Origin of the sequence: Streptomyces spinosus (assembly GCF_020400655.1) — a bacterium.
GTDB classification, from domain to species: domain Bacteria; phylum Actinomycetota; class Actinomycetes; order Streptomycetales; family Streptomycetaceae; genus Streptomyces; species Streptomyces argyrophylli.
Window position 1 is genome coordinate 1 of the sequence record NZ_JAINRC010000013.1, and the last position, 11,975, is coordinate 11,975.

At 74.1% G+C, this 11,975-nt stretch carries 10 protein-coding genes; 5 read left to right on the plus strand and 5 right to left on the minus strand.

What is annotated here, in order from left to right:
• A partial coding sequence (locus tag LG395_RS24145; protein ID WP_505016510.1) for an LLM class oxidoreductase occupies nucleotides 1-477 on the plus strand: 477 nt, incomplete at its 5' end.
• A gap of 44 nt (nucleotides 478-521) precedes the next feature.
• The gene (locus LG395_RS24150) at nucleotides 522-953 is read left to right on the plus strand and encodes a tetratricopeptide repeat protein (RefSeq protein ID WP_171158821.1); all 432 of its coding nucleotides are present in this window, start codon (nucleotides 522-524) and stop codon (nucleotides 951-953) included.
• A gap of 95 nt (nucleotides 954-1,048) precedes the next feature.
• Here LG395_RS24150 and LG395_RS24155 read toward each other — a convergent pair whose 3' ends face one another.
• Both LG395_RS24155 and LG395_RS24160 read right to left on the minus strand, forming a co-directional pair.
• Nucleotides 1,049-1,906: an HAD family hydrolase gene (locus tag LG395_RS24155; protein ID WP_171158822.1), complete on the minus strand. Its 858-nt coding sequence runs from the start codon at nucleotides 1,904-1,906 to the stop codon at nucleotides 1,049-1,051.
• Between the two features lie 262 nt (nucleotides 1,907-2,168).
• On the minus strand, nucleotides 2,169-3,545 hold the full coding sequence (locus tag LG395_RS24160; RefSeq protein WP_225811168.1) for an alkaline phosphatase PhoX: 1,377 nt from the start codon (nucleotides 3,543-3,545) through the stop codon (nucleotides 2,169-2,171).
• Nucleotides 3,546-3,744: 199 nt separating this feature from the next.
• Here LG395_RS24160 and LG395_RS24165 point away from each other — a divergent pair, with 199 nt between their 5' ends.
• Nucleotides 3,745-6,069: an ATP-binding protein gene (locus LG395_RS24165; RefSeq protein ID WP_225811169.1), complete on the plus strand. Its 2,325-nt coding sequence runs from the start codon at nucleotides 3,745-3,747 to the stop codon at nucleotides 6,067-6,069.
• On the opposite strand, the gene LG395_RS24170 is transcribed toward LG395_RS24165, so the two are convergent.
• The 3 genes from LG395_RS24170 to LG395_RS24180 form a co-directional block, all read right to left on the minus strand.
• A complete protein-coding gene (locus tag LG395_RS24170; protein ID WP_443743011.1) occupies nucleotides 6,062-7,045 on the minus strand; it encodes an AraC-like ligand-binding domain-containing protein in 984 nt (327 codons plus the stop codon). The genes LG395_RS24165 and LG395_RS24170 overlap by 8 nt on opposite strands.
• Before the next feature lie 109 nt (nucleotides 7,046-7,154).
• Nucleotides 7,155-8,024 (minus strand): LysR family transcriptional regulator, encoded by an 870-nt coding sequence (locus tag LG395_RS24175; protein WP_171158825.1) that lies wholly within the window; start codon nucleotides 8,022-8,024, stop codon nucleotides 7,155-7,157.
• Nucleotides 8,025-8,160: 136 nt separating this feature from the next.
• Complete coding sequence (locus LG395_RS24180; RefSeq protein ID WP_225811171.1) at nucleotides 8,161-9,399, minus strand: MFS transporter; 1,239 nt, start codon at nucleotides 9,397-9,399, stop codon at nucleotides 8,161-8,163.
• Nucleotides 9,400-9,736: 337 nt separating this feature from the next.
• On the opposite strand from LG395_RS24180, the gene LG395_RS24185 reads away from it, so the two are divergent.
• Both LG395_RS24185 and LG395_RS24190 read left to right on the plus strand, forming a co-directional pair.
• Complete coding sequence (locus tag LG395_RS24185; protein WP_225811172.1) at nucleotides 9,737-10,789, plus strand: helix-turn-helix domain-containing protein; 1,053 nt, start codon at nucleotides 9,737-9,739, stop codon at nucleotides 10,787-10,789.
• Between the two features lie 201 nt (nucleotides 10,790-10,990).
• The gene (locus LG395_RS24190; RefSeq protein ID WP_171158828.1) at nucleotides 10,991-11,968 is read left to right on the plus strand and encodes an alpha/beta hydrolase; all 978 of its coding nucleotides are present in this window, start codon (nucleotides 10,991-10,993) and stop codon (nucleotides 11,966-11,968) included.
• The last annotated feature ends 7 nt before the right edge of the window (nucleotides 11,969-11,975 follow it).

Here is an 11,975-nt window from a genome sequence, read left to right on the forward strand (position 1 = left end):
AGGCTGATCGACCTGTACCGGCAGCGGTACGCGCACTACGGGCACGGCACCCCGGAGCAGGCCGTCGTCGGACTGGGCGGCCACGTGTACATGCGTCCGCGCTCCCAGGACGCCGTCCGGGAATTCCGCCCGTTCTTCGACCACTCACCGGTGATGGGAGGTGGAATCCCGATGGAGGAGTACATGGAGCAGACTCCGCTGACCGTCGGCACGCCCGCGCAGGTCATCGACAAGACGCTCACCTTCCGCGAGCAGTTCGGGGACTACCAGCGCCAGCTGTTCATGGTGGACGGCGCCGGAATACCGCTCGAGACCGCGCTGGAGCAGATCGAGACGCTCGGCGCGGACGTCGTACCGGTGCTGCGCGCCGAGTTCGCGAAGAACCGGCCGGCCGACGTGCCCGACGCGCCCACCCACGCGTCCCTGCGCGCGGCCCGCGACGCGGAACGCGCGCACACCACCGGACCGGCGGCCTGAGCCCCAGGCCCACGCAGCCCCCACGCAGAGGAGAACGAGGAACGATGAGCGAGAACTTCACCGGGTACACGACGGGCGACAATGTGGCGCCCGACCGCTGGGCGAGCGCGTTGCACCTGTTCGACAACGGCCCCGGCGCGCCGCGCGAGGAGACCACCACGGAGCGCTGGGAGCGCGCGCAGCTGCTCTTCGAGGCCAAGGACTACATCGGGGCCGCGCGGCTGCTCGCCCTCGTCGTGGAGGAGGCGCCGGAACAGACCGGCCCCCGGCTGCTCCTGGCCCGTGCCTACTACCACTCCGCTCAGCTGCGGCGTGCCGAGGAACAGCTCCGCGCGATCATCGAGCGCGATCCGGTGGAGCACTACGCCCACCTGATGCTGGGCCGCACCCTGCAGCGCCAGGGGCGGCAGGACGAGGCCGAGCCCTTGCTGCGCATGGCCGCCGCGTGGTCGGGCGAGTTCCCGGAAGAGGACTGAGCGACGCGGCGGGGAGCCCCGTTCACGTGATCCGGGACCGGGGTGTCCGGGGCGCGGCCCCGGGCACCCGGTCGCACGGGGTGGCCTCTCAGGGCTCAGGCGGTCAGGGGTGACCGGCGTGTGATCGCGTCGACGAACGCCTCCAGCACCTGCGCCACCCCGTCCTCGTCGTTGGAGGGCGCACGGTGCCGCGCGGCCGCCAGGACGTCCGGGTGGGCGTTGGCCATGGCGTAGGAGTTCCCCACCGCGCCGAGCATGGGCAGGTCGTTGGGCATGTCACCGAAGGCGGCGATCTCCTGGGTGCCGATGCCGAGCCGGCCGCTCCAGGTGACCAGGGTGGTGGCCTTCGTGACGCCGGGCGCGCTGAACTCCACCAGCGACAGCCCGGTGGAGTGGGTGGTCTCGGCGTCCGGGCCGGCGGCGTGGCGCGCCCGCTCGTAGAAGGCGTCGAGCGGGAGCGCCGGATGGTGGGCCAGGATCTTCAGCGGACGGCGGCCGGAGCCGGGGGCGAGGATCTCCTCCGCCGTGCCGATCAGTTCGACGGCCTTGTCCCCGAACGACCAGGCCGGATAGGCCGGTTCGTGACCGAAGGCGCCGTCGAACTCGACCGCGAACGAGACGCCCGGGATCGCGGCGCGCACGTGTGCCACGAGACGGGTGGCCCCGGGGGCCGTGAGGGGGAAGGCGTGGGCGACGGTGCCGTCCGGTGAGTGGACCGCGGCGCCGTTGGCGGCGATGACGGCGTGCGGCCCGACGCGCTCCAGCAGGTCCGGCACGCTGCGCGGTGGGCGGCCCGTGACGAGCACGACACGTATGCCGGCTCCCTCGGCCGACGCCAGCGCCGCTCGCGTGCGCCGCGACAGCGTGCCGTCGCTCCGGAAGAGTGTGCCGTCCAGGTCGGTCGCCACCAGCTTCGGCGGCGTGACCAGCGATGGGGCGGGCGTGGATGTCATGGGTGCCGGTACCTCCCGTAATCTCCGATGAAGTATCGGCCCTCGACGGTCCTGACGCTGCGGCGCCCCCTCCTTCGCCCCCCACACCGGCGGCGCACACACCGCCCGAGCCCCGCGGCCGACGGCACGCGCGCCGGGGCGGACGGGCCGTGGGGCGGACCCTCCGCGAAGGTCCACCCCATGGCACCCTCGGCGTCTCGCGTGAGCGGGCACGGACGGCCGGGCCCCGCTCCCTGATCCGGCCTGATCCAGACAAAAGACCCTAGCCGCGCCAGGGTCCGGTCACCGCGAACGTGGTGCCGGGCGTGTAGCAGTTGACGAACATCGTGTCGCCGTCGGCGGAGAAGGTGACCCCCGCGAACTCACCCCACTCCGGCTCCTGGGCCGTGCCGCCCGCCGTGAGGACCTGGCGGTTGCGGGCCATCGGGTACACCTCGCCCCTGCGGGTCACGCCGAAGACGTGCTGGGCCCCGTTGCCGTCCTCGCACACCATCAGTCCGCCGCCGGGGGCGAGACAGATGTTGTCCGGGGACTCGCCGGGCAGCCGCACGTCGGTGTCCGGGCCGAACACGACGACCAGGGTCAGCCGGCGGTGCGCCGGGTCGTAGCGCCAGATCTGGCCGTAGTGGTCGGCGGCGGAACCGTCCGCGCCGCGGGCGAAGGACGACACGAAGTACACGCAGCTGCCCCCCCAGTAGCAGCCCTCCAGCTTCTGCGCGTGGGTGATGCCGCCGGGGCCGTAGTCCTGCAACCGGGTGGGAGTGGCGGCGGCCAGCGGGTCGGGGACGTCCACCCACTCGATGCCGTCGAAACGCGTTCCCGGCTCCTGGACCGGGGACAGGTCCGGCACGCCGGGCACCCGCATCGCCTGGAGCCGGCCGCCCGCGCGCAGCGAACCGACGCCGCCGAGGGGCTTGTCCGGCAGGAAGCGGTAGAAGAGGCCGAACGGCTTCAGGAAGGCGTCCTCGGTCTCGTAGACGACGCCGGAGCGCGGGTCGATCGCCACCGCCTCGTGCTGGAAGCGGCCCATCGCGGTCAGCGGGACGGCGCCGGTGCGGTGCGGGTCGGTGGGGTGGACCTCGAAGATGAAGCCGTGGTCCTTCGTGTAGCCGTTGGTACCCGCCCGGTCCTCGGTCTCCTCGCAGGTCAGCCAGGTGCCCCAGGGGGTGCGGCCGCCCGCGCAGTTGACGGCCGTACCGGCGATGGCGACCCGCTCGGACAGCACGTGCCGGTGCGCGTCGAGCGTGAGCGCCGTACAGCCGCCCTTGCCCGCGGGGTCGTAGGTGAGGCCGCTGACGGTCGAGACCGGGACCGGCGCGGTGACGCGGTTCTCGTGGTTGCGGACGAGGTGGGTGTGGCCCCCTCCGCCGGCGAAGGCGGCCATGCCGTCGTGGTTCGAGGGGACCCTGCCCTCCCCGGAGCGGAGCTGGTCGCCCTCGCGGGAGAGCACGGTGTAGCGGAAACCTTTCGGCAGATCGAGCAGGCCGTTCGGATCGGAGACGAGCGGACCGTAGCCGGTGCGGCCGAGGGGCTGTGCGGCGGCGGTGCCCGCGAAGAGTTCGGACAGGGCCCCGGTGAAGGCGATGCCCGCTCCCAGGGCGCTCGCTCGGGCCAGGACCTGACGACGTGTTGCAGACATGGGGCGGCAACCTTCCTGCTGGCGGACAGGAACTGTGATCCCGCTGTGTCTATCACCTGCCGCGGGCCGCGGGAACCGCGCGTGCATCACGTGTCACGCGTCGTGACGTGTGCCAGGACGGCCGGTCCCCGGACGGCGGCTCTTGTGACCGAGGTCCCGGTATTACAATATTCAAGCGTAGCCGGGGGAAAGGGCCGACATGTCCGGACAGGAAATCGCGTTCGGGCCGTTGCTGCGCTCGATGCGACGGGCGAAATCGCTGACCATCGAGGCCCTGGCGGAGGCCTCCGGGGTCAGCGAGCGGGGCATCGGCGACCTGGAACGCGGACGGCGGGCCGCACCGCAACGGCGGACGGTGGCCGCGCTCGCGGACGGCCTCGGCCTCGACGACGCCGACCGGGAACGGCTGCTCGCCGCCGCCCGCGCCGGACGCGCCCCCGGATACAGTCCCGTCGGCGTCCGCTCCTTCCCGCGCGGCATCGACGACTTCGTCGGCCGCGCCGACGAGCTGGCCGGCCTGGAGACACTGACCGCACGGCCCCGCAAGGACCGCGCTCTGGGAGAGGGCGGTGGTGCCGCGGACGGCCAGCCCGTCGTGGTCGTCATCCACGGACCGCCCGGCACCGGGAAGACCACCCTCGCGCTGCGCGCCGCCCGCCGCCTCGCCGACCGCTTCCCGGACGGCCAGCTCATGGTCGACCTCAGGGGGACCGACGACAGCCCGCCCGCCCCCTCCGAACTGATGGTCCGGGTGCTCAAGGCCTTCGGCGTGCCCGACCGCGACCTGGCCAAGACGGGTCCGCAGGCCCACCCCGCCCTCTACCGGCAGGTCCTCGCCGACCGCCGCTGTCTGCTGGTGCTGGACGACGCCCGTGACGAGACGCAGGTACGCCCGCTGCTGCCGGGCTCGGGCGGGACCCTGGTCCTGGTGACCAGCCGCCGCATGCTCACCGGACTGGACGACGTGCACCGGCTGCCCCTCGGCGGGCTCGAACCCGCCGAGTCGGCCGCCTTCCTGACCACCCTCGTCGGCGAGGCGCGCGCGACGGCCGAGCCCGAGGCCCTGGAGGAGGTCGCCCGGCTGTGCGAGCACCTGCCGCTGGCCCTGCGGGTCGCGGGCAACTGGCTGGCGACCCGCACCGGATGGACCGTGCGCCGGCTCGCGGACCGGCTGGCGAGCGAGGAACGGCGGCTGGACGCGCTGTCCGCCGGGGACGTACGCGTCACGACCGCCTTCGACCTGTCCTACCGGCAGCTCACGCCCACGGCCGCCCGCCTGTTCCGGCGCCTGTCCCTGGTCCCCGGCCCGGACGTGGGCGCCGCCTGCGCCGCCCGGCTCACCGGCCAGGACGTCCACGACGCCGAGGACACCCTGGAGGAACTGGTCGAGGCCGGCCTCGTCGGCAGCGCCGAGGACCGCTACCGGCTCCACGACCTGCTGTGCCTGTACGGCCGCTGCCGCCTCACCGCCGAGGACGGCGCGGCCGACGTCGAACGGGCCCGCCGGTCGATGTTCCGCTGGCTGCTGGAGACGGCCGTCGTGGCGGGGCGGTGGTACGAACCCGGCCACGGAGCCCCACCCGACTCCTGGCAGGGCACGGTGGACCTCTCCAGCGCCGACAGGGCCCGTGAGTGGCTCCAGGCGGAGGCCGCCAACTGGCTGGCGGCCCTGCACGCCGCCGCGGCGGACGGCGACCACGCCACCGTCGTCGAGGTGGCCGAGTCGCTGCACTGGTTCTCCGACCAGTGGATGTTCTGGGGGCACTGGCCGGAGGTCTTCGGCACCGCCGTCCGCTCCGCCGAGGCGCTCGGCGACCCCCTGCTCGAGGCGACCCAGCGCAACTACTACGCCTGGGCCGTGCTGATCTGCGAGGGCCGGCCCCGGGACAGCCTCCCGCACGCCGCCCGTGCGCTCGCCGCGGCCCGGCGGGCGGGTGACGCCGAGCAGCAGGCGTGGGCGCACGCGTACGCCGCCTGGGCCCACCGCGTGCTGCGCGAAGAGGGCCCGGCCGCCGAGCACAGCGCCCAGGCCGTCACGCTGTTCGAGGTCGCCGGCGACCTGCACGGTATGCTCCAGGCCCTCGTCTCACGCGCCCTTGACCTGAAGGGCGCCGGGCGCGACGAGGAAGCGGTCGACGCCTACCGGCAGGTCCTGACCCGGCTGGACGAGGTCGGCGACCGTGTCGAACCGCACATCGCCGCCTTCACCCGGGTCAACGCACTCGCGGGCCTCGGAGGCGCCTACGGCCGCCTGGGGCGCTGGGAAGAGGCGGTGGAGTACCTGCGGGCCTCGGTCGCGCTGTCCCGCACGGACGGCAACATCGCCCTGGAAAGCCGCTACCTCCTCGTGCTCGGTGACCTCCTCCTCGGAGCCGGCCGTCCGGGCGAGGCCCGTGAGGCGTTCACGCGGTGCGTCGCCCTCGGCAACGAAGCGGACCCGCGACGGGTCGCCGAGGCCCGCTCCCGGCTCGCCCGCCTCGACGGCGACCGCCGGCACCCGCCGCCCGGCGTGGGCGTCAGGTGAGGGCCGGGCCCGCCGGCTGCTCGTCCTCGCCCCGCTCCAGGTGCCGGGTGCGCCACTCGCGGGGGGAGAGCCCGTACGCGGCGCGGAACGCCCGGCTGAAATGGGCGGGATTGACGAACCCCCACCGCCGGGCCACCGCCGACACGGTCGGCGTCACCCTCCCGCGACGGGCCAGTTCACGCCCGCACGCCTCCAGCCGCCGCTGCTGGATGAGACGGCTGACGGTGATGCCCTCGCCCTCGAAGAGCCGGTGCAGATAGCGGACGGATATGTGGTGCGCGCGGGCGATGGACTCCGGTGAGAGGGAGGGGTCCCCGAGCTTGCGGTCGATGTGGGCCCGCACGCTCAGCACGAGGTGGTCGCGGCCGTCGTCCGGGTCCCGCAGGGTCTGATCGGTGATGAGGGTGGCGAACAGGTCGACGACGTGGCCGGCCAGCCGGTGCCCGACGGCCGCCGGGTAGGAGGGGGCCGCGTCGGCCAGGGTGGCGAGGAAGGGCCGCAGCACCGAGCCCAGGCCGTGTGCCGTGCCGATCGCGGTCCCCGTGACCCGCTTGATGTCGCCGTCCGAGACGCCCAGCACATGCCGCGGCAGCTGGAAGACATGGGTGGCGAACCGCTCCGGATAGGTGAAGGAGAACGGCCGCGCGGTGTCGTAGAACACCAGGTCACCGCCGCCCATCTCGGCCCGCCGGCCGTCCTGGAGGAAGGTGGCGGTGCCCGACACCAGCAGGCCGACCGCCACGAGGGCCTCGGGCGAACGCTCGATCAGGGCCGGCGTGCGGCTGACCCGCCCGGCGTCGGCCTCCATGCGCGAGACCCGCAGGTACCCCAGGCAGTCGCTGGCGATCCTGCCGTCGAACCGCCGGCTGTCGCGGGGGGCCACGGTGACCGGCACCAGGGCCCTGCTCACCGCGTCGTTCCAGTAGGCGACCTTCTCCTGGTCCGGCACCGTGTCGGTCGTCAGCACCAGGCTCAACTGGCTCTCCCTTGGCATGCGTGGCACCGGGGCGCCGTACTGGTCGTGTTCCCAGCCCAGCCAAGCAGCGGCGCCCAGGGACCACCAGGAACAAAGCAGGCAGAAATGATCAGGTGAAGTGCCGCCACAGCGCGGTGACCGCCGGTGACGCCTCACCCGGGGGGCGTACCAGCATGATCTTCCAGTGGGGTGCGTGGTGCCGGAAACCATACGTGGTCAGGTCGGGGAAGCGGTCCGCGATCGACCGGGGCAGGATGCAGATCCCGAGATCGTTGCGGACCAGCTCGGCCGCCGCCACGATGTCGTTCACCTCGAACGTCGTGGTGCGGTCGACGCCGGCGGCCCGGAAGGCGCGGTCCACCGAGTGACGGATCGCCCAGCCCGGGCTGAAGTCCACCAGCGGCAGCCGGGCGGCATCGGCGAGTTCCACCTCGCCCTGCGGCTTCGTGGCCCCCAGGACCCGGCGCGGCGACGCGACCAGCACCATCTCCTCCTCGGACAGCAGCCGGGTGGTCAGCCCGCGCTGCTGCTGGCGGTCCAGCGCCACCACGGCCAGGTCGACCGTGCCCTCGCGCAGCGCCTGCCGGATGTCGGCGACCGCCGCCTGCCGCAGCTGCACACCGAGCCCCGGGTGCTCCGCCCGCAGCGCGGCCAGGGCGTGATGGAGCCCGGCCCAGACCCCCTGCATCGTGCCCACCGTGATCCGGCCCCGCAGCTGCCCCCGCACCGCGTCGACCGACTCCCGGGCGGCCTGCGCGGCGCGCAGGGCGGCGCGCGCCGCCGGCACGAACGCCTCGCCCGCCGGCGTCAGCGCGACCCGGTGCGTGGTGCGGTCGAAGAGGGGCGTGCCCAGCTCGCGTTCGAGTGCGCGGACCGTGCCCGACACGGCCGACTGCACCACGTGCAGCTGTCGCGCCGCCGCGGTGAAGCCGCCCGTGTCGGCCACCGCGACGACGACCTCCATCTGCCGCAGATCCATCGTGTGCTCCTCCGGGTGGTGCGGGGCCCGGTCGCCGCGGGGCGGAACCCGTGCCGCGTCGTGGGGGTGCGCCTGACGGCGGGGAGGTCCGTCAGGCGCCTGTCTACGGTGTGCCGGCCGCACCGGCCGGGCGCCGTCAGTCGCGGGTCTCCGCGGCCGGGGCCGGTCGCGGGGACCGGGGCTCGAAGGCCCAGTAGACCAGCGCGCCCAGCGGGAGCACCGCGCCCAGGACGCTGAGGGCGGCCCAGCCTCCGGCGTGGTAGACCGTGGAGCCGAGCTGGGAGCCGGCGGCGCCGCCGACGAAGAACATGGCGATGAACGCGCTGTTCAGACGGGCCCGGGCGCCGGGGTCGAGGGCGTAGATGGTGTGCTGCCCGAGGATGAGCGTCGCCTGTACGGCCATGTCGACCAGGATCGCGGCCAGGGCTATGAGCACGATGCTGTGCCCGCCCAGACCCGCGAGCACGAAGGCCAGCGCGGCGACCACGAACGCGGCACCGGTCATGGGCCGCGTGAGCCCCCGGTCCGCCCAGTGGCCGGCGAACGGGGCCACCGCCGCGCCCGCCGCGCCCACGAGCGCGAAGACGCCGACGCCGACCGGCGAGTAGTGGAAGCGGGGACCGGTCAGGACGAAGGAGACCGTGGTCCAGAAGGCGCTGAACGCTCCGAACATCGCCGCCTGGTACAGCCCGCGGCGCACCAGCGCCGGATGGGTGCGCACCAGCCGGGCCGTGGACCGCAGGACGTGGTGGTACGGGACGGAGGTGGTGGGCGCGTGGTCCGGGAGAGCGACGCGCAGCGCCACCGTGAGCACGGCCATCAGGGCGGCGGAGCCGAGGAAGACCACCCGCCAGCCGGCGACGTCGGAGACCAGGCTGCTCAGGGTCCGGGAGAGCAGGATGCCGGTGAGCAGACCGCTCATGACCCGGCCGACGACCCGTCCCCTGGCATGGTCCGGGGCGAGGCTGGCGGCGAAGGGCACGAGGATCTGCGCCACGACCGAGGTGGCACCACTGATCAGCGCCGCGATCAGCAGCACGGGGAAGTTCGGGGCAAGTCCCGCCACGACGAGGGCGGCCGTCGTGACGATCAGCAGGACGGAGACCAGATTGCGCTTCTCCAGCCGGTCGCCGAGCGGCACCAGGAAGATCATGCCGAGGACGTAGCCGATCTGGGTCAGCGTGATCAGCGTGCCGGCGGTGGCCTCGCTGATCCCGAACACGTCGCTCAACGACGACAGCAGCGGCTGCGCGTAGTAGAGGTTGGCGACCGTCATCCCGGACGCGCCGGCCAGGAGGGCGACCAGCCAGCCGGGCACGCCCTGGGTCTGACGCCCGGAGCCGGTCCCACGGCGGTGATCGAGTGGTGTGGACATGTGCACCTTCTTTCGTCATGCAGCACAACGACCTGACCGCCGGCCGGCTTCCTCACCTGACGCGATCGTTCGGGATGTCAGTCATCTCACGCGGAGATGACCGCGTGAGTGCCGGGCGTCGACCCTAGAGGCGGGCGGACGGTGCTTCTTGCCGGGTGACGCACGCGGCGATGACTCACCGCGCACGGCTCATGCCCCTGTCCGCACGGAACGCCGGACGGCCTCCTGCGCGCCGCCCCGCCGCACCAGGCTGACCTGCGTGGGCTCCTCACCTCACCGGACGCCCACCGCCGGACCCCGTCCCGGCGCGGAACCACCGTTTCCACCAGGGGATCCCATGAACCCGACGCCCCCGCCCGCCCCAGCCGGCAGCGCCGCCGGCCGACCCCCGCACCCGGACCTGACCCTGGCGAGCGCCCCGGTGCCCGCGCCGACGCGCGCCTTCCTGCCCGCCCACGTCCGTGCCACCACCCGCTTCACCCCACCGGCACAGGTCCGCGTGCTCGGCGTCCTCCAGGTCAGCACCTACCGCGGACCGGGGCGGTCCTTCGTCCGCCCCGCCGACGACGCCACCGAGCCCCACCTGACGCTGGGCGTCCACGCGTCCGGCCGGGCGACCCTGGTCAGGGGTGACGGCACCGCGGCCTGCCGTCCGGACGACATCTTCGTCTGCGACGGAGCGGTGCCCTTCCTGCTGCACGAACCGGTGGACTTCGAACTGCACCTCCTGCGGATCCCACGGGCCGCCCTCACGCTGACCGACCGCCAGGTGCGGGCGCTCGGCGCCCGGGCGCCCTTCGCCGACGGCTCCGTGGCGCCCCTGCTCGGCCCCCTCCTGCGGTCCTTCCTCGACACCCTGCCCGCGTTCCCGCCGGCGACGGCCCTGCGCCTGGCCACGACCGTCACCGGGTTCGTCGGCTCGCTCGCGGCGGAGGGCGCGCAGGACACGCCCGACGTGGCGGACAGCGTGAACGGGGCGCGGGCCGGGCGCGGGACGGGCACCGCACCCGCGTCCGGAATGGGACAGGAGCAGCGGGAACTCCTGCGGCGCGTACGCGCCCACGTCGACGCGCGCCTGTGGGACCGCACCCTGAGCCCCGCCACCATCGCCGCGGCCCAGCACATCTCGGTCCGCTACCTGCACAAGCTCTTCGAGAGCCAGGGCAGCACGATCGGCCGCTGGGTGCAGCACCGCCGTCTGGAGGAGGCACGGCGCGAGCTGGCCCGGCCCGGCGCGCGGGACGTCGCGGTGGGGGCGGTGGCCAAGCGGTGGGGCTTCGCCAACGCCACCCACTTCAGCCGCAGTTTCCGCGCGGCCTACGGCGTGTCACCCCGCGAGTGGCGCGAGCGTACCCGGCCGCCCGAGGACACCGCGGGCGGGGGCGGCTGACGCCGGAACTGTGCACGCAGCGGCAAGTATCCATGGCACGGTGCCGCCCGTATCACGTTCACCGCGGCCTAGGCTGGGCAGTCGTGCCGGTGGAGCCGCCTCCGGCGCCGCACGCCCGCCTGCCCGGCCGCGGGGGAGGGGCCGGCACCCTTTCCGACGGCCCGGCCCTTCGAACGGCCGGGCCCCCTCGCAGGAGTTCTCTTGCACGATGACGTTCCGGCCCCCGGGGCCGCGCCTGTCCTGGAGCGGCTGACACGCGCCTTCGTCGAGACGCACGCGCTGCCCGCGTCCTCGGACCCGGACGCGGTCGGCGCCAGGGCGCGGATGGCGTCCCTGTGGACCGGTGACGACGGTGACGAGCCGGACGTCGAGGAGGAGTGGCTGGCCCTGCCGGGCGGTGACGGCCACCGCGTCCGGGTGCGCATCCTCCGCCCCGCCGGCAGCGACGAAGAACTGCCGGTGGTGCTCTACCTGCACGGCCTGGGCTGGATGCTGACCGACGCGTACGCGCACCGGCACCTGGTGACGGACCTCGTCCTCGGAGCGGACGCCGCCGTGGTCATCCCGGAGTACGACGCGCCGGAGGACGTCCGCTATCCCGGCGCCGTCGAGCGGGCGTACACCGTGGCCCGGTGGATCGCCCGGCACGGCCCGGGATGCCGGCTGGACGGGAGCAGGATGGCCGTCGTCGGCGCCAGCGCCGGCGCCCAGCACGCCGCCTCGCTCGCCCTCCTGGCACGGCAGCGCGGCGGCCCGGCCCTGCGGCACCAGGTGCTGCTCTGCCCGGTCACCGACGCCGCGATGGACACCCCCTCCTACGAGCAGTTCGCCGACGGCTACTTCCTGAGCCGCGCGGCCATGCGCGACTACTGGGAGCAGTACGCGCCCGACCCGCGCATCCGGACGCACGACACCGTCTCCCCGCTGCGCGCACCCACCCGGTCGCTGCGCGGCCTGCCGCCGACACTCGTCCTCACCGCGGAGGCGGACGTGCTCCGCGACGAGGGCGAGGCCTACGCCTCCCGCCTGCGGGAGGCGGACGTCCCCGTGGTGTCGCTCCGCTACCACGGGACGATCCACGGCTTCGTGCTCTTCGACTCCCTGCGCGGCACCGACGCCTCCCGGGCGGCCCGCATCCAGGTGACGGACACCCTGCACACCGCGCTGCACGCCGCCTGACCCGTCC